The sequence below is a fragment of the Streptomyces sp. NPDC041135 genome (assembly GCF_055592085.1).
Genome location: NZ_JBVIYZ010000042.1, coordinates 1 through 24592, shown reverse-complemented (window position 1 = coordinate 24592; position 24592 = coordinate 1). Strand labels below are relative to the sequence as shown.

Sequence of the window (24592 nt, the reverse complement as noted above, 5' to 3'; positions counted from 1 at the left end):
CTCAACGTCAGCGCCAGCGCCGCCGCCCCGACCAGGCGCACACGCCCTAACCGCCACAACCCCGAACCTGACATACGCCCACAACCCTCACTCGCAAAGAACACATCGCCTGACGGGCTCCTGGAAACAGTCCATCAGCCGGCAGAGCGTATTTCCGGGCCGACAGGGGCCGATGAGTACAGGCCGCTCCATTTCAGCCGCTCCCCACAGTGCAGGACGAACCGCCTGAACGACTCGGGTCCGTGGCCCGACGACATCACCGTGCAGCTGGACGTTGGCTACGACTCGGACAAGACCCGCACCCTGCTCACGGAGCGCAGCCTCCACGGCCGCATCGCGCACAAAGGCGGGAAGGCAAGATTGAGGCCAGTCAGCGATGGCACGTCGAACGCACCCACGCCTGTCAAGACGCCTTCCACGCTGGGGCAAACGCCCCCGCCGCAGACCATGACCGCCCCGCTGAGGTCACGATCGCGCAAGGACGCTACCCGGGAGAGCGGCCATTGAGAATTTTTTGGAACAGCACATGGTCACGCCACTCGCCATCGATGTGCAGGTACTCAGGGGCGGTACCGATCAAGTCGAAACCGCACTTCACAAGCACCCGCTGCGAGCCTGGATTGGCGATCACTGTACCCGCTTCAATTCTGTGCAGATCAAGATGCTCATCAGCCACCTGGCAGGCCGCCCTGACGGCCTCGGTCGCCAGGCCACGTCCGACGTACTCTGCATCAATCCAGTATCCGAGATTGGCACTGCGGAAAGGTCCGAGGGCAACGTTGGACAGCGTCACCGCTCCGACCACCTCCTGCCCAAGGGTCAGCACCCACGGGACCAGGTGGCCTGAGTCTCGCTCCTTCAGCTGACCGCGCACACGCTCGGCCTGCCCTTGCTCGGTGAAGAAGTCTTCACTCCTCCGAGGCTCCCATGGGCGCAGGTGATCGCGATTGCGCAGATAGGCCCTGCATAGAGCGGTGGCGTCCTCTTCCTCCAGAGGACGCATCAGCACATCGTGGATAACGGTCAAAGGGCATGTGATCACCGTGTCATCGTACGACGGCATCACGGCCGGGCAGCCGACGAACACCTTGCGTCAGTCGTCGCAAGCATCACCGTCCGCAGCCTGATCCGCCGATCCTGAGCGTCCGGCTGTCCACCGAGAACACGCCTGTCTGCGCGGTCTTTTACCCCTTCGCGCTGTCGGGCTCTCCGGGCATTGACCGCGACACCGATCGTCCAAAGAGCTGCGTAAGCGACCGCGGGCACCGCGATGAGCCTGGTGGTGCCGAGTATGCCGATGACCCCTGCCAGCGGGATCACCGCCAGGGACGACACGTCCTGGAAGGCGGAGGAGAGACGGAGGACGAGGACGAGGACCATGACGGGCCCGCGGAGAATGCTCGGGACCGCGCGCTGAAGGCCGTTGACGGCGAAGATCGCGCACGCCCCGACGCCGATGTGGCCGAGGAGCGCGGCTGCCGTGCCGGGACCGAGTGATGAGACCGGGGCCAGCTGGAGGTACCACGCCGAGGGCGTCTCGATGTTCGGTCCGACCGTGGTACGCGAGCCTTCGTCTGGCCGCAGCGTCCCCCGCTCGACGCGACACGTCGTGGGGCGCCCCGCCGACTGAAATCGATTGCGGCGGCTCCGACGGCGCAAGTACCGTCGAAGGCGGATCTGCTGTCGTCGCCGGGAGGGCACGTGCTCATCTGAGGTCTGGGACACCGTGCGTCGAGACGTGGCGCCCGCGCGTGTGACCTTGGACGTGAGTTGCCCCCGGCGGGCCCAGCTTTTCCGGCCCGGCCCGACCGCGGCCCCCGGCCCCGGCGCCCGTCGTCGCGACATCCGCAGTCCTCCGCGGAAGCGGTGTCTCCCCATGCTGGCCCTCCCACCAGTACGTACGCAGGAGACCTCTCATGAGCACGTTCACCACCGCACCCGTCCTGTGCACCGGTCTGTCGTTCGCCTGGCCAGACGGCACGCCGGTCCTGGACGGCCTCTCCTGGGCGGCCGGGAACGGCAGCACCGGCCTGATCGGACGGAACGGCAGCGGCAAGTCCACCCTCCTGCGGCTGCTCGCCGGCCGGCTCCGGTCCACCGCCGGCACGGTCCATGTCGCCGGGGAAGCCGGCTACCTGCCCCAGGACCTCATCCTTGATCCCGGCATGCGCGTGGACGAGGTGCTGGGAGTGGCTTCCGTCCGCTCCGCCCTGCACGCGATCGAAGCCGGAGACATCCGCGAACAGCTCTTCACCGTCCTGGACGACCAGTGGGACGTGGAAGAACGCACCGAGGCCGCCCTGGCCCAGTTCGGCCTGGGCGGCACAGGGCTGGACCGCACCGTCGGCGACATCTCCGGCGGCGAAGCCGTCCTGCTGCGCCTGGCCGCCCTCCTGATGGCTCACCCCGCTGTCCTGCTGCTGGACGAGCCGACCAACAACCTCGACCGTCAGGCCCGCTACCGGCTCTACGACGCGGTCACCGAGTACCGCGGCAGTGTCATCGTCGTGACCCATGACCGTGAACTGCTGGAGCGCGTCGACCGGATCGCCGAGCTGCGCAACGGCACCGTACGTACCTTCGGCGGCAACCTGACCGCGTACGAGGACACCATCGCTGCCGAGCAGGAAGCGGCCGGACGCGCTCACGCCACCGCCCGCGCCGAACTCGCCCGGCAGCAGCGCGATCTGACTGCCGCGCAGACCCGGCAGGCCCGCAGCGCCCGCTACGGCAAGCGCATGTACGCCACCGGAAGCGTGGACAAGATCGGAGCGCAGATCGCCAAGCGCGCGGCCCAAGTCGCGCGCGGTAAGCAGCAGGCCGTCCACGAGCGGCGTCTGGCCGAGGCCCAGGAGCACCTGGAGGCGGCGGAGGAGAGGCTGCGCGGTGACGACGCCATTCGCATCGACCTGCCCGACACCGCCGTGCCGCCCCACCGCACCGTCCTCACCCTCGACCGGATCCGCTTGCGCACCGGACGCGTCATCGGTGACCTGCGGGTCCACGGTCCCGAACGCCTCGCGCTCACCGGCGGCAACGGCACCGGGAAGACGACCCTCCTGCGCACCATCGCGGGAGAGCTGGCACCTTCGGAGGGCGACGTCGGTGTACATGTCCCGCTGCGCCATCTGCCACAGCGGTTGGACCTCCTCGAAGACGGGCTGACGGTCCTCGCCAATGCCGCACGTCTCAACCCGCACGCCACGGACAACCGCATACGCGCGCAGCTGGCCCGGTTCCTGTTCAAGGGCACCCGCGCCGACCAGCGCGTGAGCACGCTTTCGGGAGGGGAACGCTTCCGCGCGACGCTGGCGGCCCTGCTGCTGGCCGACCCGGCGCCTCAGCTGCTGCTGTTGGACGAGCCCACCAACAACCTCGACATGGACAGCGTCGCACAGCTCGTCCAGGCGCTGGCCGGCTACCGGGGCGCGCTGGTGGTCGTCAGCCACGACATCCCCTTCCTCCGGCAGATCGGTGTCACCCGCCGGCTGGACCTCGACACCGCCACGGACCTGCGGGGCCCGGACGTCGTGTGAACCGGCGCGAAAGGGGGTTCACATCGCGCGGCCCGGCGTACCCCCGGGTTGTCGTGCCGTCGGGCGAGGCAACCCTGGGGCTGCCGTCGGTCAGCCGTCGTGGTCCGGAACGACCCGGCCGGAGGCCGCAGCCGCTGGAGCGGGGAGGCCACCAGTGGGGAACATGTGCCGGCAGTCCGGTGCCGTGCCCGCGCGCAGCCCGAACGCGAGATCGTCGATCTGCGCGGACCCCTCGGGCAGCTTAGGGAAGACGATCTCCAGATGCGTTCTCGCGGGAAAGCGGTCCGGGCGGATGAGGGCGGTGAAGGCACCGTCGCGGTGACGGAGATCGACGGCTTTCGCGCTGATCTCGCCCAGCGCTGGGTCATCGCCCTTGTCGAGGGCGCAGGCGGGGTCGTCCTGATAGACACGCGCGTCGACGCCCATGCGTGCGAGGTCGTGCTGGAGCCGGGGGAGATCGGGCCGCCGGGCTCCGCTGTCACGGATGGTCACGGTGACCGCGCCCTGCGGCGCGCGGTCCAGGGTGTAGGCGGCGTTGGAGATGTGCCCGGCCGGGCCACGCGCGGGAGCACCTGCGGAGATGTCGGTGGCCGAGGTGTGCACCGCGCCCTGCTGAACGACGAGTACGGCCCCGGCCAGGGCGGCGGCCACGGCGAGGGGAGCGGCTGCCCGCGCGGTCAGCCGACGCTGCGGGCGGGCGGTACGGGTGTCCTCCTTAATGCTCCTCATCAGGCAGTCTTCGAGCAGACTCTGGCGGTCGTCGGAGAGCACCGGGTCCCCGGGCGCCGGCAGCAGCCGGGCCAGCTCCGTGTGATCCAGCACGTCCTGCCGCCGCCACGGGTTGAGGGTCATCGGTTCCGCTCCTTGTTCGACCGGGTCGCTTCGGTGCGACCACCCCGTACTTGTCCGCTCTCCCGTACCGGTTCCGCTGTTCTTCCAGCGCGCCGCTCCCGCAGCTCCCGCTCGGTGAGCTTGCGCAGCCGCGCCCGTGCCCGGGCGAGCCTGGAGCGGACGGTCCCCTGCGGGACTCCCAGCGCCTGGGCGGCCTCGGCGTAGCTGAGCCCGGACCAGACGCACAAGGTGAACACCTCTTTCTCGGAGCGGCGCAGCTGCGCCAGCACCGCGTGTGCGGCAGCCAGCTGTTCGGCGTCCGCGATCCGACCGATCAGCTCGTCCGCGAAGTCCGGTATCGGCTCCTTGGCCGACAGGCGGTTGAGCGCATGCTCGTGCCGACGCGCGGCGCGCACCGTGTTCCGCAGGACGTTCGTCGCGATGCCCATCAGCCAGGGCCGCACCGTGTCGCCTTCGTCGCGCAGCTTCTCCCGGACGCGCCACGCCTCAAGGAAGGTCAGCGAGACGACGTCCTGGGCGACCGCCCAGTCGGCCGTGACCCGCACGGCGTGGCGGTACACCGTCTGGGCATGGTCCTTGAATACCGTCCTGAACGCTTCGGGGTCCCCGGCTCTGATCCGGGCGTGCAAAGAAAAGTCCACACCTTGTCTTGTCCGCGCCCCCCAAGGCGTCCCGGTGATCCCCATCACGCACCTCCAGGCACAGAAGACAGGTGGCACACCACGGGGGCTCCTTGGATGGCCAGGAGCCCCCGTGGTTCATGCGAACTGGAATTCGGTCCAGAAGATGTCGGGCCTGCAGTCGGCAAGAAATGGAGATCTGGAAGTGAGTTCCACGACCGGGTCGAAGGGGTGGAGGTGCAGTGCCTGAGCTGTCCGCATGCGTGTCAACTCCTGGCCCGTGGTGACCCGGTGACGCCTGGAACGCCAGTGCCAGAATCAGGCCTTCGCCCGATATCTGAGGCCAGATGCGCCCTCGCTCAAGGGTTCGTGGCGAGACCGGTCCGCAGGGGCAGGGACGTCAGGCCCCGCAGAGTAAGGCTGTTGCCGTAGGTGAGTTCTTCGCGCGGAACCGCTAGCTCCATGGCCGGGAACGCGTGCACGACGGCGGGAATCGCGATCTCCGCCTGAAGTCTGGCGAGGGCTGCGCCGAGGCAGTTGTGCATGCCGTAACCGAGGCCGAGGTGTCTGATCCCGGACCGGCGGAGATCCAGCCTGTCAGGATCCGGCACGAGGGCCGGATCACGGTTGGCTGCCAGCACGCATGGCATGACGGGTGTCCCGGCCGGGATCGGGTGACCGTGGATCTCGACGTCCTCCACGGGGAACCGGACCATGGGCACCATGATCGGGCCCGAGTGCCGGATGAACTCGTCCGCCGCCTGAGCGGCGGTGGACGGGTCGGACCTCAGGAGGTCGAGCTGATCGGGTGAGTGCAGAAGAGCGAGTATCGAGTTACTGATCAATGCCCGGGTGCTGTCGATGCCTCCCAGAATGATCGATGTGACCAGGGCGGTCAGCTCATCCAGCGAGAGAGCGTCGTCCTCGCGCCAGGACCTCACCAGGAACGAGACGAGGTCGTCCGACGGTTCGCGCTCCTTCTGGAGAACGAGGGTGCGGCTCATGTCGCAGATCGTGTCGAATGCCCCGGGAGTGGCTTCCGCGCGCGAGGGGTCCGCCGGCAGTATGCGATCGACAGCGCCCGCCACGTTCGCGTAGTCGTTCGGGGGGAAGCCGAGGACCTCGTTGACGACCTGAACCGGGATGATCCCCGCGAAGGACTCGATGAGATCGAATGAGTCTCCCCGCACGGCGGCCAGGTTTTGTGCGACCTTCTCCTGGATCATCGCGCGCCATGACGATATGCGTGAGGGCACGAAAAACGGCATGAGCAGGCGCCGGATGCGAGTGTGGTCTGGGGCGTCCTGCAGCGTGAAGGCATGCTCGAAAACCCCCGACTCGCCGATGATCAGCCCGGCCTCATGGAACGCGGCGTTCGCCCATTTCACCTGACGGGTGCTGAAGCGTCTGTCCGCCAGGACGTTTCGGACATCGGCATAACGTGTCACCAGGACGGCCGGCACGTCACTGCCCGGGAACGACAGGCGGTGGACCGGTGAGTTCTCGCGAAGCCATGCCAGAGTGGGATACGGATCCCGGAAGTAGTCGGAGCTGAAAAGGGCAGCTCGTGGTTCCGGCACGCGGACTCCCTCGATGTACGAGCCGGTGTGACACGTCCCCGTGTGGAACCGTGCCGTCCGCGCTCCGTCTCAGATTCAGATCGGGGACGAAAAATACCCCGGGTGCCAACGCATTGCTTGAGTACTGACTACTCAATGCGAAGTGCTCCGGAAAGGGCGGCCGAGGGGCCGCCCCGGCCGGGGCTCAGTCGAGGAGCATGCCCATGTAGTACTCGTTGATCCGGCGGCCCTGCACGTCCAGTGCGGCCCGCCGGAGTCCCTCGATCTGGAATCCGCAACCGAGGTACAGAGCGAGGGCGCGCCGGTTGTGTTCCATCACAGTCAGTTCCAGCCGGCGCATGCTGCGGGACCGCGCCTCCTGCACCGCGGACCGCATCAGGGACCGGCCCAGACCGCGGCCACCGTGCCCGGCCCGCACTCCGGCCACCACATAGCCGGTGCGGCGGGCCCTGGCGTACGGCAGCACGGACACGTCCACGTAGCCCAGTACGGACGGGCCGGCCAGGGCCAGCACCAGGTAGGAGGGATCCCGGCCATCGGCGCAGGCGGCCAAGCGCTCCTCCAGGGGTCCGGTGTCCTGCACGCGCTCGCCGGGCTCCAGCAGCATGAACTCCGTCTCGTGGTCCAGTACCAGCTGCAACTCCATCACCGCCGGCGCATCCCCGGGACGGGCCAGCCGGATCGCGGGCTCAGTCACTGTCATGCCCCCAGCGTGCCATCTCGAGGCGATTGAGCAGTGACTGCTCAGACGGCCGGCACACGCGTGACCGTACGTGCAGTAGCCGGGTCCGGACGGCCGCCGCGCCTGACCCGGCCTGGCTGATGCGTGCGTCGGCAACTGCGCTTGCAGGAGCCGCTTCAAGAGGAACGGGACGGATCCATGCAAAAGATCAAGGCGATGACGCTGGCGCTCGGGCTGGCGATCTCCCTGGGCGCGACAGCCGGCTGCGGCTCGTCCCCGTCGACAGGAAGTGCCGGAAGCGGTGCTACGCGCCCCGCACAGCCCCCGGCCCCCGAGACGCGATCCTCAGGCGCGCCGGACTGCACCAAGCTCCTGACCGTGGCCGAGGCCACCTCGCTGCTCGGCCAGCCGGCCGGTGAGCCGGAGGCGGGGCTGAACACGACCGGTAAGAAGGAGAGCTTCTGCGACTGGGCACCCAAGGATCTCAGTGGTCTGGGAGCGTACGGTCTCATCCAAGTCCAGGCCTTCTCGAGCGCCAGGTTCCTTCCCCGCTCCGCTTACGAGGCCGGCCAGGTCCACGACGAGTCCGTACCCGGAGCCAGTGAGGCCTTCTGGGTACGTGAACGGCCTGCCGAAGCCGCGCTGAACTTCGTGGTGAAGGGCAAGAGGGTCTCCGTGACCTTCTCGCCGAGCGATCACAAGGGAGCGGCGCACGAAGCGGCCCTGCTGGCTGTGGTCAAGCGCATGGCCACGCGCATCTGACCACGCGACCAATCACGTTGTCCCTCCTTGTACCGGCCGACCGCCGTGGAACGGCGTGGGACTGCGGCAGACATGACCCCGGGGCAGAGACTGCACAACGGTCGCGGTGACGCCGCCACGAAATCCGTGCTGCTCGTGGGGAGGTCTTCTCATGGGGGTTGGTCGAGGCGGACGGGGGGGACGGTGCCTAAGGGTTGGTTCGGCCGCGGATGCGCGTTGCACTGTGTTTGGCGCGGCGGGCTGTTTTGAACAGAGCCTCGGCAGCCGGGTAGGAGATGGCGGTGCGGGCAGCCTGGAGGTGGTGCCGCACAGGCGTGAGGTGGCCGGGCGGGGCTTGCCGGAGCTGTATGAGATGTCCGAGCAGGGTCTCGTGGCGGGTGGCGATGGTGCCGGGGTCGAAGCGGCAGGCCCCTTCCCGGGCGGAGCGGGCCATTCGTTTCCGAGTCCGGTCGTCGTTGATCAGGCGCAGCAGGGCGTCGGCGAGTGCTTCGGTGTCGTCCACGGGTACCAGGAACCCGTCCTGGCCGTGGCGGATGATTTCGCGTGGACCGAGTGGGCAGTCGGTGCTGACGACCGGCAGGCCGCACCGCATGGCCTCCACGATGGTCATGCCGAAGGACTCGCTGCTGGAGCTGACGGCCGCGATGGCGCCTTTGGCCCATTCGGCCTCCATCGTTGTGTGCATACCCATGAGATGGACGTGGTCGTGCAGGGCGTGGTGGTCGATGCGGGCCTGGAGGGCGTCCAGGTGCGGGCCTCGGCCGTAGATGCGCAGCTGCCAGTCCGGCCGCTCGGCGGCCACCTTGGCGAAGGCATCGATGAGCAGGTCAAATCGCTTGCCGGGGGCGAGCCGGCCGGCGGCCACCACGATGCGGGACGTACCGTCCGAGGGCGCCGCCTGAGGCTGGGGAACACTGTTGGGGATGGCCACCACCTGCATCGCCGGTATCAGGGCGCGATAGGCCGCGGCATCCGCTTCGGTAACGGTCACCACCGCGTCCAGAAGCGGATAGCACCTGCGCAGCTGAGCGCGCAGCGCCGGCCGGTGTCCGTCGAGGGTGAGGTGTTCCTGGCCTATCCGGATCGCGTCGCGGGGACCGTGGAGGGCCAGCATCACATTCAGTCCTGGCCGGGTTGCGATCACCACGTCGGCATCCGTGCTTGCGAGCCAGGCGGTGATGCGTTCGTCGGTGAGCCGACTGTACTGGGAGTACCGTCCCTCGCCGGCCGGGAACATCCGGGAAGACGTGTTCGCCAGCGGATGCCCGGTCTCGCGCCCAGGCCGGGTGTCCACCAGTGGCGTCAGCCGGACGCGGGCATCCACGCCGAAGCGCGGGCGCGCGCGATGCCGGAACACCGAGACGATCTCCACCTCATGCCGTCCGGCCAGCTCCCCGGAAAGGTTGACGACAGTGCGGATGGTGCCGCCGACTCCATACACGTTGTGGATAAGAAAAGCGATCTTCACAGAGCGATCCGGGTTCTCAGTCGGGGACGGAGGCAGGCTGAAGCGACGCCACACCCCGCGCACACCGGGACCGTGCGTCTCATCGTGTCCGCTGATTCGGGCGTCTCAGGTCGGGCAGCGCCGATGGGGACGCGGTTGTCGTGACGGACGCACGTGGAGTGGGGCAGGGCGGTTCTGCCCCGCCCGGATGGCGGGGCAGAACGGGTGCCGGGCTGGTCAGCCCTTGGGGTCGGGGATGATCTCCCCAGTGGACGTCGCTGCGGGGGCCGGGAGTTCATTGCCGGAGAGGAGCATGTGACGGCAGGCGGGGGCCTTGCCGTTACGCAGACCGAACGCGAGGTCGTCGGTCTTGACGGAGTTCTCATCCAGCGGGGGGAAGACGATTTCCAGGTGGGTTCCTGCGGGGAACTTGCTGGGCCGGACGGTGGCGGTGAAGGCGCCGTTGCGGTGGTGGAAGTCGATGGCTGTCAGCGTGGTGTCGCCGAGTGCGGGGTCCTCGCCCTTGTCGAGCGTGCAGGTGGGGTCGTCCTGGTAGACACGGGCGTTGATTCCCATGCGCTCCAGGTCGTGCTGGAGCCGGGTGGGGTCAGGCCGTTCGCCTCCGGCATCCCGGATCGTGACGGTGACCGTTCCATGCGATGCACGGTTCAGGGTGTAGGCGACGGTGGAGATGTGCTGAGAGGAGCCTCCCGTGGTGGCACGGACGGTGGCGTTCACGGAGGAGGCGGCGTGCGGGGTTGTTTGCTGGATGGCGAGTGCGGTTCCGGCCAGTGCGGCGGCCAGGGCTACAGGGGCGGCTATCCGCACGGCCAGGCGACGATGCGGGCGAGTGGGGCGGGTGTTCTCTGTGACGTTGTTCATCAATAAGTCCTCAAGCAGGTGTGGGCGGTCATAGAAGAGGACCGGATCGCCGGGTGCCGGCAGCAGCCGGGCCGGCTCCGTGTGATCCAGCGGTTCCTGCCGCCGCCACGGATGGAAGATCATCGGTTCTGCTCCTCGCTCGACCGGGCCGTTTCAGTGCGACCACCCTGTACTTGTCCAGTGCCTCGGAGTGGTTCCGTCTTTTTCTGATCTGCCTGTCTTTTCCTCATCTCCTGCTCGGCGAGCTTGCGCAGCCTTGACCGTGCCCGGGCCGGCCTGTGGCGGACCGTTCCCACCGGAGCCCTCAACGCTTGTGCGACCTCGTCACCGCCCGGCGAACCCACCGACGCGGACGAGATGGGGCAATACCTACTCACGCCCCCACTCCGCGCCCAGCGACAGCATGGCTCGGACGGTCTGCGACGGCCGCACCCCACCTGAGGAAGCGAGGCGAGCACTCATCGATACGGACGATGCGGGCCGGACCGCTCTGTCCCTGGCGGCGACGGCCGTACTGTGGGGCTCCGCCTTTCCCGCGATCAGCCTCGCCCTGACTGGCTTCTCGCCCGCCTCCATCACGCTGCTCCGTCTCGCCGTCGCCGTCCTGGTCCTCATACCGGCCGTACTGACGGGCCGTGTGCGGGCCCTGCGAAGGTCCGACGCACCGCGCATGGCGCTGTTCGGCATAACCGGAATGACGGCCTAGTTCTGCGGCGAGGAGACCGTGCCCGCAGGCGAAGCGGCCCTGCTCATCACACTGTCACCGGTCTTCTCCACTGCGCTCGGGGGCCTCCTGCTGCGTGAACGTCCCGGGAAGCGGCACGTCGCCGCCCTGGCCGTCGCACTGCTCGGAGCGCTCACCGTGGCCGGCACCGGCAGCGGGTCACTTGGGCGACCCTCGGCAGGAGCCGCACTGGTCGTGGGCGCGGCCGCCGCCCAGGCACTCTCCTTCGCCGTACAAAAACCCCTGCTGCAGCGCTACGGAGGAACGGAGTGCGTCCTGTACGGGTCACTCTTCGGTCTCGTGCCTCTCCTGCCGGGCGGGATGGACGCCGCCCGGCAGATGCGGGACGCGCCGGCATCCTCCACGGAAGCGGTCCTCTGGCTCGGCTGCTGCTGCACGGCCGCGGCCTTCTGGACCTGGTCGCGGGTCCTGCGGTCGGGCTCCGTGGGCATCAGCTCCCTGTGCCTGTACGCGGTACCCGTGGCGGCGCTCGCCCTGGACGCCGTGCTGCTGCACCGCGTGCCGCTGCCGGGCCAGATCGCGGGCGGCGGCGTGATCCTGGCGGGCATTGCCATCGCCACGGCATGTCGGCCACCGGCTCGCAGCGCCGCCGCGCCGCCGTGCCACGGGCGGCAACCCCGGTCGAGGCCGGCCGGGTTGAGTAACCACGGCTCCGCGGACCGCGTCCCGCGCGACCGTACGCCTGTGTGAGTAGTGGCTACTCAGGCATTCGCAGAGGCGTTTGCGGATGCTCCCTTGTGTACTTCAGCCAGCAACGGCAGCGCCCTGAGCTGAGAACACCGGGGCGGCCGACCGGCGGCGTCCCGCCGGATGTCTCCGAGCGCCGTGTGAGCACGCGGTGGGGGAGTGGGCTTTCCATGACCGTGGACCATCCTGACCAGTCACCACTGCCCGACCTCGGGATTCGGGCCCTGCGTGATCTCCCAGCGGCCGAACTGCCTGCCCTCGCTTCCCGCATCCGCAGCTTCCTGGTGTCGTCCGTGTGCGCGACGGGCGGTCATCTGGGACCGAATCTCGGCGTGGTGGAGCTGACGCTGGCCCTGCACCGGGTGTTCGATTCCCCTCGGGACACGATCGTCTTCGACACGGGACACCAGTCCTATGTGCACAAACTGCTCACCGGCCGTCTGGAGGGCTTCGCGACCCTACGGCAACCCGGAGGCATCTCCGGCTACCCGTCGTCGGCCGAGTCCGAGCACGACCTGGTGGCCAATTCCCATGCCTCGACCGCGCTCTCCTATGCGGACGGCCTTGCCAAGGCCCGGCAGCTGACCTGTGATCAGGACCGTGCGGTGGTCGCGGTCATCGGTGACGGGGCGCTCACCGGCGGGATGGCTTGGGAGGCTCTCAACAACCTCGGATCCGCCCCCGAACGCCCCGTCGTCATCGTTCTCAACGACAACGGCCGCTCCTACGCACCCACCCACGGAGCCCTCGCGGACCATTTGACAGCCCTGAGATCTGGGGCCGCCGCGCCGCACCGCAACACCTTTACCGATCTGGGACTGACGTATGTCGGTCCCGTCGACGGACACGACATCACAGCGGTGGAGCAAGCCCTGCACCGGGCGCGGGACTGTGCCCGCCCCGTCGTCGTCCACGTCCTGACCGTCAAGGGCAAGGGTTACGCTCCCGCGGAGGAGGACGACGCCGACCGCCTGCACGCCGTGGGCAGGGCCGACCCGGTTGCCGGGCGGGCCGGCCCGGCACCTGCCGTCGCCTCATGGACCAGCGTTTTCGGCCGGGCCTTGGTCACCCTCGCGGAGCGGCGTCAGGACATCGTGGCGATCACGGCAGCCATGCTCCGCCCGACGGGGCTGCTCCCCATGCAGCAGCGGTTTCCGGAACGGGTCTTCGACGTCGGTATGGCGGAGCAGCACGCCGTGACCAGTGCCGCCGGTATGGCCATGGCGGGGCTGCACCCGGTCGTCGCCATCTACGCGACCTTCCTGAACCGGGCCTTCGACCAAGTGCTGATGGACGTCGCCCTCCACCGGCTCCCGGTCACCTTCGTCCTGGACCGCTCCGGGATCACCGGTCCCGACGGCGCCTCCCACCACGGCATGTGGGACCTCTCCCTCTTTTCCCTGGCGCCCGGCCTGCGCATCGCCGCCCCGCGGGACGCCGCAGGTGTGGAAGCCCTGCTGCACGAGGCCGCGGAGTTCGGTGACGGTCCCAGTGTGCTGCGCCTGCCCAAGGCCGACGTCGCGGCGGACATCCCCGCTCTCACACGGATGGACGGCATCGACATCTTGCACCGGTCGGCGTTCCTGCCGCTGGACGTGCTCCTGGTTCCGGTGGGCCCGCTCGCCAGTGCCGCCCTGGAAGCGGCGGAGACCCTGGCGGGGCAGGGTATCGGTGTCACTGTCGCCGACGCCCGCTGGGTCCATCCGGTCAGCCCCGCGCTCACCGCTCTCGCGGCACGTCACCGCCTCGCAGTGACCGTCGAGGACGGGGTTTCCACGGGCGGCATCGGCTGCGCGATCGCTGCGGCATGCCGGGACCACCACGTCACCACGCCCGTGACCGTGCTGGCGCTGCCTCCCGCCTTCCTCTCGCACGGCACCCGCGAGGGCCTGCTCGCTGCAGCCGGCCTTGATGCCGAGGGCATCGTACGAGCGGTCGGCACGGCACGGCGCTCGCAGCCGCCTGCTCACCATGGCCTCCCCGACGCGACCCTGCGCTGAACCGGACCGCTCGGCACGTGGCCGGACCAGCCCCCTTGAGCACGCGGACAGCAGGTCCGGCCGCCTGGCTCGGAGGTCCGCGGCAAGCGACTCCGTGGGGTCGCCGTTCCGGCGTCCTCCCCGGAGCGGCAGGCTGCATCACTTCCGACGTCGCGCGGAACCCACTCCTCCTCGACCTGGAACGGGGCCGGGCGCGGGTGAGCGTCGCCTGCCTGGCCTGGCTGGCTGCAAGGCAGGCGCCAAGCGTGCCAGCGGCACCTCCAAGTAGTGAGTTATTCACACCCCGCCGCCCGGGCCCGACAGTCCCTGCGGACACGGTGTCCGGGCGGCCCCAGCCCTTGCGCCCGCCCGAGCCGGTGCGGACCGTGCCTGCCTCCCCGGAACACCAGCGTCATCCGCCGGCCGTCCGTTCGGCGCGTTTTTGGGCGGCGCCCGCTCCCAACCCGGCCACGCACTGGTCGTCGTCGCACGGGTTGAGGTGCCATGGCCGCCACCGTGCCTGCTGTGCCGGGCAATCTTCCGGCTCACAGGACCGCAGCAAGGGACCTCGACTTGCCGCCAGGCGATGATAAAAGGGTCAGAGGGCGGCTGATCCGTGACCGTGCGTCCGGGGCGCGGTTCCGAGAACATCGCCTGCACTGCCCGGTTCGCAGGTTTCGGGTACATCGAAAGAGGAGAGGTCGCAGTGAGTGATGCCAGCGTCTCCGCGGCGTGGGAATGGTTCGGGCGGGAGAAGGAGCTCGCTGCGTTCAAGGAGGCCGTTCGCGACTCTTCGACGCAGGGGTTCATCATCCACGGTGCTGCCGGCGTGGGGAAGTCCCGCCTCGCGGAACAATGCCTTCTGCATATTCCGCGACAGAAAAGCCGCGTCGTCCGCATCGGTACCTCGAATCCCCTGCCGCTCGCCGCGCTCACGCCGATTCTGCCGGAAGGGATCGATCTGGGTGACCCGGCGCGGGACATATCCGCGGCAGTTCATCACATTCTATCCGAGTCCACCGAAAAAAGGCAGAACCTGGTTGCCATGGTGGACGATCTGCACCGGTTGGATTCCGCATCCGCCTTCCTGCTCGACCGACTCATGCGTGCAGGCGTGATCTTTGTGATCGCTACCGTGCGCGCCGGTGAGGTGCTCGGAGAGCAGGTGACAGAATTCTTGCGCTCCTCCGTGAACACCAGGATAGACTTGGCGGATCTGGGCAAGGCTGAGATGGAGGAATTACTCGGCCGTGTGCTCCGGGCGCCCGTGTCCAGAGAAGCGGCCGAGGCGTTGTACACGGCCTCGTCCGGGAATCTCCTCTACCTGCGCGAGTTGACGATCGGTGCCATAACAGCCGGCGTGCTGCGCAGAATGGACAATCTGTGGACGCTGCCGGCGGGGAACCCGACCGTGCCGCCGAAACTCAAGGACCTCATCCGGAACCGCATCATGCGGGTACCTGCGCGCCATCGCGCCGTGCTGCAGACGATCGCCCTGTGCGGAGTCATAGCGGTCAGCGATGCGCTGCACATGTCAGGTGACGGTGAGATCCTCGAACTCGAGGAGGCCGGACTCGTCCGTGTCGTGATCGACGGTCGCCGTTTCACGTGCGTACTGGGGCACCCCTTCTACGAGGAAGTAATCCGGGCCTTGGTCCCGAAGCCCCGCGCGGCCACCTTGATCGTGCAGCAGATGAGGAGGGTGCAAGGATACGGAGCGCGCCGCCGTGAGGACGTTCTGCGAATCGCGGAAATGAGTCTTGAGGCAACCGGAACTGCTGATCCGGAGATTTTGAAAAAAGCCATCAGGGTCGCCAGGAACGCCCACGACTACCGCCAGGTGGCAGAACTGTGCGCGGCGCTCCCCGACGAATCGGCCACCAACGCAGAACTCGTGTTCCATGGAGAGTCCCTCTTGGAGCTGGGGGAGTGGCAGAAGGCGAACGAGGTATTCCAGCGCGCTTACGCGGGCTCCGCCACCGAAGAGGAGGCGGTGTCGGCCGCCCTGGCGCGCACCATGGCGCTCGCCTTGGGGAGCGGCGACATGACCGGTGCCCTCAAGGTGAACAACGCGGCACGGGATGAGATCGGATCAAGCGCGCTCCGACAGGTCCTGGACGTGAACGAAAGCACCATAACCATCATCGAGGGCCGCGTCGCAGAGGGCCTGGAAATGTATGACAAAGCCAAGAAGAAGGCGGACGGACATCTCAGTCGTGACGCCGAAATACTTTCCAGCATGATGCGGGAGATCGGTCTCATCATGCTGGGCCGGTGCGTGGATGCGCAGGCTCTCTGCAAAGAGTGGTACGACTTCCATCAGGTGAGTGAGGACGGCGCCCTGGTTCCCCATGCCGCCGCACATCTCAGTGGTCTGGCGTTCGCCCAGGGGGAAGCGGGCGACCTGGCCGAAGCACGTCGTACCGGTCGCCGGGCCTTCGATGCCCTGCTGGAAGTGGATGCCCCGAGAAACCGGGTGTGGCCGGCGATCTACCTGGCCCGCTGTGAATGGGTGGCAGGGCATCCCGCCTCCGCGGCGCAGTGGTTCGCGGAAGCGGCCGCCCTTGCCCGCAGGAACAACCACGGCCGGGTCCTCCACATGGCCCTGGCCGGACAGGCGGCAGCGGTTGCCCAACTCGGTGACGGTGTCACCGCCCGGAAACTCCTGGCAGAAGGCGAGCGCCATCCGGCGTTCAAGGTGCTGGCCGGTGAGGACAGGCTGGGCTCGGCATGGACCCTGATCGCAGAAAACCGGTACGAGGAGGCCGCGGACGTCCTGGAGGAGGGCGCGGCGGAAGCGAGAAGACTGCGGCAGCCCCTGTCGGAGGTGCTCATGGTGACGGAGCTGGTGCGCATGCGCCCGACACCGGAGAACGCCGAGCGTCTTGCCCGTCTCGGCCACGGATACCAAGGCGAACTGACGCGAGCTCGAGTTGCCTTCGCCGCCGCGCTGGCTGCTCGGAACGCGGACCGCCTGGTCGACTGCGGCGTCACGCTGCTCGCCGCGGGCGCCGATCTCCTTGCGGCCGAAGCCTTCGCCACCGCGGGTCGCTTGTATGAGACGGCGGGTGACGGCGACTTGGGGAAGCGTGTCAGGCACGAGGCCGGGATCGCCCATGCGCGCTGCGAAGGAGCAGTGACGCCGCTCCTGCAAGGAATGTCCGCCCAGAACGCTCTGACCCCTCGTGAGACGAGTATCGCCCGGCTGATCGCCGACGGCATGAAGCCCGCGGACGTGGCCGATTCCCTCGTCCTGTCCGTACGCACGGTCAACAACCACCTCCAGAGGGCCTACCGGAAGCTTGGCATCACCCACCGGTCCCAGTTGCCCGATGCGCTGCGGCGCGATGCCGGCAAGGCGCTCTGACGGGTCCCTGAAGACGCGTCCCGCGGGCGACGGGGGGCGTCCGCAAGGCAGGGGTCGGTTCAGCGCACGCCCTCCTGGAGGGGGCGGCTCCTCACCGGCGTGCGCGCCTGGCCGGGGCGCTCGCACCGGCGCGCTGACGAGCGGGCCGGCGTGAGTGTCACCGGCTCGCCCGGGACACCGGTTCCGCGGCTGTCGCTTACCAGGAGGCGGGATGGCTGCCGCAGCCGGCTGGAGCCCCGCCGGGCAGGACTCGTCGGCATCCCGGACGGCAGGCCGGCTGTCCGTCCGGGGCGGTGCCGCCCCGGAGCAGTTATACGATCACTTGCGCGGGTGCCGGTGTGGTGGTGCCGCCCTGGCACTGCACCGGCAGGAGACACGGACCGCTGCGGCCGTCCACAATGGACGTACACGATGTCCACATCGGCCGTCAGCGATGAGGAGGTGAAGGGGAGCATGAGCGTCGCCAGTATCGCCGGACACCGCGGGCCCTGGAGCGTTGCCGAGGTCCTGAACCTGCCCGAAGACCGTTCCGTCCGCTACGAACTGCTGGGTGAGTCGCTCGTGATGTCCCCCGCCCCCGGGCTGCGCCACCAGCGCGCCAGCTACCGCCTCCACGTCGCCCTGGACGCCGCCGCCCGCGCGGCCGGCGCCCCGGTCGAGATTTTGGAGGCGATCAACGTCACGCTGCCCTCCGGGCTGGTCGTGCCGGACATCGTCGTCGCCGACGCGGGCGCCACCGAGGAGGACGGCGTCAGCATCGACGCCGAGGCCGTCCAGCTCGTCATCGAACTCGTCTCACCGGGCAACAAGGCCATGGACCGCAAGATCAAACCGATGCTGTATGCGGAGGCGGGCATTCCATTCCTGTGGCGCCTCGAGTTCGACCCGGCCCCCCGCCTGATCTGCGCCCGCCTCGAAAGCGGCCGGTACGTCGAAACGATCACCGCCCTCCCCGGCGCCGAGACCCGTGTCGAGGAGCCGTTCCCCTTCGAGATCGACACCGCCGGACTCGTCGGCACCCGGCCGGCATAAATGCGTGCAGCCGGTGCCCGCGCTGCCACCGGGCCGGCATCGCGACGCCCGGTCACGTACTGCCGGACGGGATGCATGCTGCCCGGCTGCCCGCCACCCGCACAAGGATCTCGCCCATGACCTCCGATGAACTTTTCGACGACATCGCCGCCGACCTCGCCCACCGCGGCGCCACCGCCGGTGCGATGTTCGGCAAGCGCGCCCTGAAGGCCCACGACAAGGCCTTCGCCTGCCTCAAGGACGACCGCCTCGCCTTCAAACTCGGCGACGGAACTCCCGTCCACACCGAAGCCCTTGCCCTGACCGGGGCCGAACTCTTCGACCCGTCGGGGAAACACCGCCCCTTCAAGGACTGGGTCGCCGTCCCTCGTACCCACGCCGCACGGTGGCCCGGTCTGGCCGAAGCCGCCTTCGAGAGCCTGAGCCGTTAGCGCTGCCACCTGAGGCGGCCACCGTAGGCAGCGCCCGGCGGATTTTCCCGCTCGCCGGGGTCGGAGGACCTCAAACACTCCCTGAAGACCACAGCGTGGACATGGTCCGGGCGGCTGCTTGGGACGCCGAGGCGCTGGTGAAGTCCGTCAGGGCGGCGGGGCCGGCGCCCTTGGCACCCGTGGTGGGGCGGTCGGCGAAGAGGGCGACAGCCAGGGCGAGACGGGGGCCGTAACCGGTGGCCCAGGCGGTCCGCTTCCCGGCCGTCCCGGTGTGGACGGCAACCGTCCCGGCGGGAGCGGCGTCCCGCAACATGCGGCTGACCGAATCGGCATCGGCGGGAGCCATGACCGGGTGCACTGTGAGGCGTTTCTTGTAGCGGGTCCGGCCGCCCCGGGTGATCTCGGTGACCGCGTACGGGACCGCATAGCGGCCGTGCGCGGCTACGGCGGCGTAGGCGGAGGCCATCTGCAGCGGGGTCGGCGCGGCGGTGTGCCGGAGCTGTCGCAAGGGTGCGCCGAGTCGCAGACCGGCCAGTGGGGTCCAGGCGGTACCAGCTTCGACGTGGCCGTCGAGGGCGTCGTTGAACGGCTGGCGGGCATAGTCGTCGCCCCCGTAGAGCATGCGGATCGCGCCGTCGCCCGGAAGGACCGCGGCGATCGCCGTGTGCAGCCTGGCCCGGGGGCCGCGGCGGTGGGGCAGGCCGTCGATCTGGTCCTGGACGGTCCGGGTGGCCGCGTCCTGGAGGGAGAGGTCGAAGGTGGTCCGGACGGTGTAGCCGCCACGGGCCAGTTCGTCCTGGCCGATGCCGAGCTTGTCGGCGGACTCGGCCGCGACGGCGTCGATCAGGTACTGGCGCTGGCCCTCGGTCCGCCCGGGAGGGAAGAAGCGGAAGGCAGGGAAGGCGGCCTGGGCCCGCTGCCGCCCGGTGAGGGCGCCGCCGGCCCGCATGCCGTCCAGGACCCACGCCCAGCGGCGCTTCAGCACGGAGGCGACCCTGGGATTGGCACCGACCTGCTCGTAGTAGGAGGGCAGGTTGATGACGGCCGCGAGCGCGGCGCCCTGAGACACCGTCAGCGACTGCGCGTCCACTCCGAAGTAGTTGCGGGCGGCGGCCTGGATGCCGGCGGCACCGCGGCCGAAGTAGACGGTGTTCAGATAGCCCTCGAGGATCTCGTCCTTGCCGCGGGTGCGGTCCAGCTTGACGGCGATCAGTGCCTCCCTGGCCTTGCGGGACAGTGACTGCTCCGGGGTGAGCAGGGCGTTCTTGATGTACTGCTGGGTGATCGTCGAACCGCCCTGCCGCGCACCACCGGTGACCGTCGCCAGCATCGCCCGGGCGATCGCGGTCGGCGCGATGCCCGAGTCGGTGCGAAACGATCGGTTCTCCGCAGCGATCACTGCCTCCTGCACGTGCAGGGGGACCTTCGCCAGCGGCACGTCCTGCCGGTCCACCGGACCACGCCGTCCCAGGTAGTTCCCCCGGGCATCGAGGAAGACGGTGCTCTGCATCACGGCCTCCGGATGCGGCGCCGGAATGGGCACGGCCCGGTACGCCGCCAGCGTCAGCGACGCCGACAGCAGGGCGGTCACCAGCGCCGACAGGGCGACACGACGCAACCGTCGCGCCCAGCGTCCGCGGCGGCGGGACCGGGACGAAGGCGCTGCCCTGTGCGACGCCGGGCGGCTACTGCGCCGCTCGTGTCTCCCGTACCGGGCGAGGCGCCGATTGCTCAACGAGTCAGGCATTCTTGTCGCGCGCTTTCGATATAGGGGACTGCTGGATGGCCTGGTGTGACCTGTCCGCTCCTTCGGGACCGCAAGAACGCCGCCCGGGGCGGCTTCCCGGTGCCACCCGGCGGGGGACGTGGCCGGGGCCGTCACCGCGCGGTCGGGTCGAAGCGGGCGAGGACGGTGCCGTCGGCGGCGTAGCCGGTGATGGTGGCGCTGGCGGGCTTCTTCTTCCCGTGTTGGGCAGTGGCGGGGGCGGGGCCGTTGGCGTAGAAGGCGGCCCAACCGGGGTGGCCGGCCAGGGTGACGACGTGGGCCGGCAGGGTTTTTCCGTCGGTCTGTACGGTGGCCTTGGCGAGGGTGCCCGGGCCCCGGTAGAAGCCGACGTAGAGGATGCCGTTCTTCTCGCCGAAGCTGCGTGCGGTGATCGACTTGTCCGGGATGTTGGGGTCCAGGACCTTTTTCGGCTGCGCGTAGTGGCCTCCGGTGGTGCGGGGCACATCGGCGATCAGCTGCCCGTCCGCCGTGAGCCACACCGTGTTCCCGCGACCGGTGTCGATCCGCTCACCGGCACCCACCACGCGCACGGCGGACACGGAGGCCGTCACGGGTGGCCGGGCCGGTGACAGGGCGGGCGGGCCGGCACTCAGGTGCATGCTCACGGCCAGCACCGACGGCACCAGCAGCGTGCCCAGCGCTGCCAGCCGGACGGCCCGTCGACGGCGCCGCCGCGCACGACCACCCCGGACGACCGCATCCACCGGGGCGGATCCGACGGCGACGGCATCGGCCGATGCGCGCAGCACGGCGGCGAGCCTCTCCTCATAGCTCATCGAAGAGCCCCTTTCCCGATCGTGTGGAACTGGTCCCGGTCGTGGAGATCTGCTGATCGTCCGACCAGGTCGGCGAGTGCGGGGTCCTGGCGCAACTTGGCAAGGGCCCTGGTGATCTGGCTGCGTAATGAGCCGGCTCGAACACCCAGGACCGCGGCGGCTTGGGCGTGCGTCAAGTCCTCGAAGTAGCAGAGGACGACGGCTGTCCGTTGTCTGACCGGGAGCCGGGCCAGGGCGTCGAGCAGTGCATCGCGCTGCTCGACCTGTCCGTGTCCGCCCTCGTCGCGAGCAGCGGTGTCCGGAAGGCGCGTGGTGAGCCATTCGCGCACCCTGCGTCGGCGGAACCGATCCGCGTTACTGTTGATCATGATTCGCCACACGTAGGAATCCACGTCGTCGCTGCTCGACACCCGTGCCCATTTCACGTAGGCACGCTCCAGCGCGCCCTGGACGAGTTCCTCGGCATCGTGGTGGTTGCCGGTGAGCAAGTGGGCCGTACGCAGGAGGCGTGGCCAGCGGCTGACCACGAACCCGCGGAAGTCCTCGTCGGTCGTGCTTGGCAAAGGAATGTCCTCACGGCAGAAACGGATCGGCCCTGCCTCGGCGGGGTGCCAGGGGCCGGGCTGGATCGCTGTGCCTGCCGACCGCCGGCAGGCACAGCGAACGAAGGCGCTACTTCACAATGGTCGGGTCGAATCGGGCGAGGACGGTGCCGTCGGCGGCGTAGCCGGTGATGGTGGCGCTGGCGGGCTTCTTCTTCCCGTGTTGGGCAGTGGCGGGGGCGGGGCCGTTGGCGTAGAAGGCGGCCCAACCGGGGTGGCCGGCCAGGGTGACGACGTGGGCCGGCAGGGTTTTTCCGTCGGTCTGTACGGTGGCCTTGGCGAGGGTGCCCGGGCCCCGGTAGAAGCCGACGTAGAGGATGCCGTTCTTCTCGCCGAAGCTGCGTGCGGCGATCGACTTGTCCGGGATGTTGGGGTCCAGGACCTTTTTCGGCTGCGCGTAGTGGCCTCCGGTGGTGCGGGGCACATCGGCGATCAGCTGCCCGTCCGCCGTGAGCCACACCGTGTTCCCGCGACCGGTGTCGATCCGCTCACCGGCACCCACCACGCGCACCGCAGACACCGCGCGCTCGGCTGTGGAAGCGCGTTCGGCGGTCGCAGGAACCGTGGACGCGACGGTCTTCGCGGCCATGGCGCCGCTGCCCGAAGCGAACGCCACACCGCCCCCTGTCATCGCGGCAACGGCGGCCAGAGCGGCGATCATGCGGGCGGACAAGCGCTTCGTACGCCTATGTGTCATGAGGTTTTCCCAACTCGTCGGTGAGGACTTGGCTCCCGCTTGCCCCTGGGGCGCCGCCGGAGCGGACGGCTTTTGACCCGTCCGCCCTCCAGACGGCGATCGGACGGCGAAGTGCTGCTCGGAACTCCAGATTTTTCAAGTGGTGGGGCTCACATGGCCTCAACCAGCCGCTGATCGGTCCAGCAGCCGCTGCGGGCCGGGAAGACCTGACCGTGCCGACGTCATCGGTCCGCGATGCACCGTCCGGTGCACCTCCGTGCCGGGCCGACGGCATGGTCGCTTCCTTGCCCGGAACGTGAAGTGGCGCGCGTGGCCGCCACCGGGCTCGCCAACGAGAGGATCACCGAGGCCTCGCACCTGTCCTCGCGTACGGTCGAAACCACCCCTCCAGCGGCTCCACGGCAAGCCAGGCGCCGCCATCGGCGCTCCGAACTGCCCGGGGTCCTCGCCGGCCGCGGCACCATCGAGTGATCGTCGCCCGATGGGACGGAAGCCCGGCCGGTACGCGCAGATGAGCAGCGACTGCTCTTGGAGGCCGTGGTCGCGGTGGTAACAGTGGGGGGTGAAGTGCCGTCCGCGTCCTCCTCGGCGGCGGCGCGCCTCCCGCAGAGAACCGAGGCCCGATGACACCCGAGCCCAGACCTTTCCGTGCCCGCGCCGCCTTCGCTGCCCTGCTGCCCGATCTCGCTCCCTGGCGGTCCGCCCGTGACTTCCGTCTGCTGTTCTACCAGGGCACTGTCACGTTCTTCGGGTCGTCCATGGCGATGGTTGCGCTCCCGCTCCAGATCAAGCACCTGACGGGCTCCCCGCTGGCGGTCGGCGCGATGGGCACGGTGGAACTGGTGCCGCTCGTGGTCTGCGGACTGTACGGGGGTGTGCTCGCCGACGCCGTCGACCGGCGCCGGTTGATCCTGCTGACAGAGGCAGGCCTCGGGGTGCTGGCCCTGGTGCTGCTCGTCAACGCGCTGCTGCCGGGGCCGTCGCTGTGGCCGCTGTACGTGGTCGCGGCCGGCGTAGCCGCGCTGGCCGGTCTGCAGCGGCCGGCCCTGGACTCGCTGACGGCCCGGATCGTGCCGCACGAGCAGCTGACGGCCGCGGCCGCGCTCAACGCGCTGCGCTACCAGTTCGGAGCGATCGCCGGGCCCGCCCTCGCGGGCGTGGTCGTGGCCTCCGTCGGCTATGCGGTCGCGTACGCCGTGACCGTCGCAGGCTTCGCCGCATCGGTGGGGCTGTGCCTGCGTCTGGCGCCGGCGCCACCCGCACAGGCCGCCGACCGGCCCTCCCTGCGCGGCTTCGCGCAGGGAGCGCGCTTCGCGTGGAGCCGTCCGGTGCTCCTCGGCACCTACGCCGTCGACCTGGCCGCCATGTTCTTCGCCTTCCCGAACGCGATCTTCCCGTTCCTCGCGGACGAACTGGATGCCGTGTGGGCCCTCGGCCTCATGTACGCCGCGGGCGCCGTCGGTTCAATGGTGTTCGGACTGACCAGCGGCTGGACCTCCCGGGTCCGCCGTCACGGGTTGCTCGTGGTGTGCGGTGCCTCGGTGTGGGGACTGGCGATCGCCTGCGCCGGCTGGTCGGCGGACATCCGGCTGGTGCTGCTGTGTCTCGCGGTGGCGGGCGCGGGCGACATGCTGAGTGGTCTGGGCCGCGGCACCATCTGGAACCAGACCATCCCCGAAGAGCTACGCGGTCGGCTGGCGGGCATCGAAGTCCTCTCCTACAGCGCGGGCCCGCAACTGGGCCAGGCGAGGGCCGGCGCCATGGCCGGCTGGACCGGCACCCGCTCCGCGTTCTGGGGCGGCGGTCTTGCCTGCGTGGCCTCGGTGCTGCTGCTCGCCGCCGTGGTGCCGAAGCTGATCACGTACGACGCGGACACGGACGAGGACGCGCTGCGCCGCCGCGCAGCGCGGAAGGCTCAGGAGAGCGCGTGGGCGGCCTGAGGCAGGGAACGCCAGTGGATCGTCCGTGGCCGCCGGAATACCGCTTCGAACAGTCGGGTCTCGGTCCGGTTATGCGGGGGTCCGTGCCGTTTCGTCGCTGAGAGTGCGAAGTGCGGCGAGGCAGGCGGCGATCGCGGGTTCGTGAGCCGTGCCCTGACGGACACCGGCCTCGATCGTCCGGCTGAGTGT

The 24592-nt window shown here is 69.3% G+C and carries 20 protein-coding genes and 1 pseudogene; 9 read left to right on the top strand and 12 right to left on the bottom strand.

The annotated features are described in order from the left end of the window. Positions 1–225: 225 nt before the first annotated feature. Positions 226–419: pseudogene (locus tag ACZ6CZ_RS35960) on the top strand (IS5/IS1182 family transposase); the annotation flags it as partial. A gap of 65 nt (positions 420–484) precedes the next feature. On the opposite strand, the gene ACZ6CZ_RS35955 reads toward ACZ6CZ_RS35960, so the two are convergent. Continuing rightward, positions 485–1003, bottom strand: coding sequence for a GNAT family N-acetyltransferase (locus ACZ6CZ_RS35955; RefSeq protein WP_469029927.1), 519 nt, complete (start codon positions 1001–1003; stop codon positions 485–487). A gap of 59 nt (positions 1004–1062) precedes the next feature. After that, complete coding sequence (locus ACZ6CZ_RS35950) at positions 1063–1725, bottom strand: hypothetical protein (protein WP_469029925.1); 663 nt, start codon at positions 1723–1725, stop codon at positions 1063–1065. 191 nt (positions 1726–1916) lie between these two features. Between ACZ6CZ_RS35950 and ACZ6CZ_RS35945 the strand changes: the two genes are divergently transcribed. Next, positions 1917–3536, top strand: coding sequence for an ATP-binding cassette domain-containing protein (locus ACZ6CZ_RS35945; RefSeq protein WP_469029923.1), 1620 nt, complete (start codon positions 1917–1919; stop codon positions 3534–3536). Positions 3537–3626: 90 nt separating this feature from the next. Here ACZ6CZ_RS35945 and ACZ6CZ_RS35940 read toward each other — a convergent pair whose 3' ends face one another. The 4 genes from ACZ6CZ_RS35940 to ACZ6CZ_RS35925 form a co-directional block, all read right to left on the bottom strand. Next, the gene (locus tag ACZ6CZ_RS35940; RefSeq protein ID WP_469029920.1) at positions 3627–4388 is read right to left on the bottom strand and encodes a hypothetical protein; all 762 of its coding nucleotides are present in this window, start codon (positions 4386–4388) and stop codon (positions 3627–3629) included. Continuing rightward, positions 4385–5074: an RNA polymerase sigma factor gene (locus ACZ6CZ_RS35935; protein ID WP_469029918.1), complete on the bottom strand. Its 690-nt coding sequence runs from the start codon at positions 5072–5074 to the stop codon at positions 4385–4387. Before ACZ6CZ_RS35935 ends, ACZ6CZ_RS35940 begins: the two co-directional genes overlap by 4 nt. 293 nt (positions 5075–5367) lie before the next feature. Next, positions 5368–6588, bottom strand: a complete 1221-nt coding sequence (locus ACZ6CZ_RS35930; RefSeq protein WP_469029915.1) for a cytochrome P450 — start codon at positions 6586–6588, stop codon at positions 5368–5370. 184 nt (positions 6589–6772) lie between these two features. Beyond that, positions 6773–7291 (bottom strand): GNAT family N-acetyltransferase, encoded by a 519-nt coding sequence (locus ACZ6CZ_RS35925; protein ID WP_469029913.1) that lies wholly within the window; start codon positions 7289–7291, stop codon positions 6773–6775. Between the two features lie 177 nt (positions 7292–7468). Here ACZ6CZ_RS35925 and ACZ6CZ_RS35920 point away from each other — a divergent pair, with 177 nt between their 5' ends. Further along, positions 7469–8032, top strand: a complete 564-nt coding sequence (locus ACZ6CZ_RS35920; RefSeq protein WP_469029911.1) for a hypothetical protein — start codon at positions 7469–7471, stop codon at positions 8030–8032. A gap of 187 nt (positions 8033–8219) precedes the next feature. Here the strand turns inward: ACZ6CZ_RS35920 and ACZ6CZ_RS35915 are convergent, their stop codons facing one another. Both ACZ6CZ_RS35915 and ACZ6CZ_RS35910 read right to left on the bottom strand, forming a co-directional pair. Further along, positions 8220–9500 carry a glycosyltransferase family 4 protein gene (locus ACZ6CZ_RS35915; protein ID WP_469029909.1) on the bottom strand — a complete coding sequence of 427 codons (1281 nt, stop codon included), beginning with the start codon at positions 9498–9500 and terminating at the stop codon, positions 8220–8222. Between the two features lie 216 nt (positions 9501–9716). Then, positions 9717–10484 (bottom strand): hypothetical protein, encoded by a 768-nt coding sequence (locus tag ACZ6CZ_RS35910; RefSeq protein ID WP_469029906.1) that lies wholly within the window; start codon positions 10482–10484, stop codon positions 9717–9719. A gap of 601 nt (positions 10485–11085) precedes the next feature. On the opposite strand from ACZ6CZ_RS35910, the gene ACZ6CZ_RS35905 reads away from it, so the two are divergent. The 5 genes from ACZ6CZ_RS35905 to ACZ6CZ_RS35885 all read left to right on the top strand — a co-directional run bounded on the left by ACZ6CZ_RS35905 (position 11086) and on the right by ACZ6CZ_RS35885 (position 18602). Then, positions 11086–11796 carry a DMT family transporter gene (locus ACZ6CZ_RS35905; RefSeq protein WP_469029903.1) on the top strand — a complete coding sequence of 237 codons (711 nt, stop codon included), beginning with the start codon at positions 11086–11088 and terminating at the stop codon, positions 11794–11796. A 167-nt stretch (positions 11797–11963) separates the two neighbouring features. Then, entirely contained in the window at positions 11964–13793 is a 1830-nt protein-coding gene (locus tag ACZ6CZ_RS35900) for a 1-deoxy-D-xylulose-5-phosphate synthase (protein ID WP_469029929.1), read from the top strand. A gap of 685 nt (positions 13794–14478) precedes the next feature. After that, on the top strand, positions 14479–17139 hold the full coding sequence (locus tag ACZ6CZ_RS35895) for a LuxR C-terminal-related transcriptional regulator (protein WP_469029901.1): 2661 nt from the start codon (positions 14479–14481) through the stop codon (positions 17137–17139). 453 nt (positions 17140–17592) lie between these two features. Further along, positions 17593–18171 (top strand): Uma2 family endonuclease, encoded by a 579-nt coding sequence (locus ACZ6CZ_RS35890; protein ID WP_469029898.1) that lies wholly within the window; start codon positions 17593–17595, stop codon positions 18169–18171. A 116-nt stretch (positions 18172–18287) separates the two neighbouring features. After that, positions 18288–18602, top strand: coding sequence for a hypothetical protein (locus ACZ6CZ_RS35885; RefSeq protein WP_469029895.1), 315 nt, complete (start codon positions 18288–18290; stop codon positions 18600–18602). A gap of 70 nt (positions 18603–18672) precedes the next feature. On the opposite strand, the gene ACZ6CZ_RS35880 is transcribed toward ACZ6CZ_RS35885, so the two are convergent. The 4 genes from ACZ6CZ_RS35880 to ACZ6CZ_RS35865 form a co-directional block, all read right to left on the bottom strand. Further along, on the bottom strand, positions 18673–20220 hold the full coding sequence (locus ACZ6CZ_RS35880) for a transglycosylase domain-containing protein (RefSeq protein ID WP_469029893.1): 1548 nt from the start codon (positions 20218–20220) through the stop codon (positions 18673–18675). Between the two features lie 260 nt (positions 20221–20480). Further along, positions 20481–21164, bottom strand: a complete 684-nt coding sequence (locus ACZ6CZ_RS35875) for a hypothetical protein (RefSeq protein ID WP_469029890.1) — start codon at positions 21162–21164, stop codon at positions 20481–20483. After that, on the bottom strand, positions 21161–21727 hold the full coding sequence (locus tag ACZ6CZ_RS35870) for a SigE family RNA polymerase sigma factor (protein ID WP_469029888.1): 567 nt from the start codon (positions 21725–21727) through the stop codon (positions 21161–21163). Before ACZ6CZ_RS35870 ends, ACZ6CZ_RS35875 begins: the two co-directional genes overlap by 4 nt. Before the next feature lie 109 nt (positions 21728–21836). Continuing rightward, positions 21837–22427, bottom strand: a complete 591-nt coding sequence (locus ACZ6CZ_RS35865; protein ID WP_469029886.1) for a hypothetical protein — start codon at positions 22425–22427, stop codon at positions 21837–21839. A gap of 659 nt (positions 22428–23086) precedes the next feature. Here ACZ6CZ_RS35865 and ACZ6CZ_RS35860 point away from each other — a divergent pair. Then, complete coding sequence (locus ACZ6CZ_RS35860) at positions 23087–24403, top strand: MFS transporter (RefSeq protein WP_469029883.1); 1317 nt, start codon at positions 23087–23089, stop codon at positions 24401–24403. Positions 24404–24592 lie beyond the last annotated feature (189 nt).

Excerpts from the sequence above, each read along its gene's own strand:
- ACZ6CZ_RS35940 (WP_469029920.1), bottom strand. The coding sequence starts at position 4,388 with ATGACCCTCAACCCGTGGCGGCGGCAGGACGTGCTGGATCACACGGAG.
- ACZ6CZ_RS35885 (WP_469029895.1), top strand. The coding sequence starts at position 18,288 with ATGACCTCCGATGAACTTTTCGACGACATCGCCGCCGACCTCGCCCAC.
- ACZ6CZ_RS35875 (WP_469029890.1), bottom strand. The coding sequence starts at position 21,164 with ATGAGCTATGAGGAGAGGCTCGCCGCCGTGCTGCGCGCATCGGCCGAT.
- ACZ6CZ_RS35945 (WP_469029923.1), top strand. The coding sequence starts at position 1,917 with ATGAGCACGTTCACCACCGCACCCGTCCTGTGCACCGGTCTGTCGTTC.
- ACZ6CZ_RS35955 (WP_469029927.1), bottom strand. The coding sequence starts at position 1,003 with ATGCGTCCTCTGGAGGAAGAGGACGCCACCGCTCTATGCAGGGCCTAT.
- ACZ6CZ_RS35890 (WP_469029898.1), top strand. The coding sequence starts at position 17,593 with ATGAGCGTCGCCAGTATCGCCGGACACCGCGGGCCCTGGAGCGTTGCC.
- ACZ6CZ_RS35920 (WP_469029911.1), top strand. The coding sequence starts at position 7,469 with ATGCAAAAGATCAAGGCGATGACGCTGGCGCTCGGGCTGGCGATCTCC.
- ACZ6CZ_RS35935 (WP_469029918.1), bottom strand. The coding sequence starts at position 5,074 with ATGGGGATCACCGGGACGCCTTGGGGGGCGCGGACAAGACAAGGTGTG.
- ACZ6CZ_RS35910 (WP_469029906.1), bottom strand. The coding sequence starts at position 10,484 with ATGATCTTCCATCCGTGGCGGCGGCAGGAACCGCTGGATCACACGGAG.
- ACZ6CZ_RS35900 (WP_469029929.1), top strand. The coding sequence starts at position 11,964 with ATGACCGTGGACCATCCTGACCAGTCACCACTGCCCGACCTCGGGATT.
- ACZ6CZ_RS35925 (WP_469029913.1), bottom strand. The coding sequence starts at position 7,291 with ATGACAGTGACTGAGCCCGCGATCCGGCTGGCCCGTCCCGGGGATGCG.
- ACZ6CZ_RS35865 (WP_469029886.1), bottom strand. The coding sequence starts at position 22,427 with ATGATCGCCGCTCTGGCCGCCGTTGCCGCGATGACAGGGGGCGGTGTG.
- ACZ6CZ_RS35860 (WP_469029883.1), top strand. The coding sequence starts at position 23,087 with ATGACACCCGAGCCCAGACCTTTCCGTGCCCGCGCCGCCTTCGCTGCC.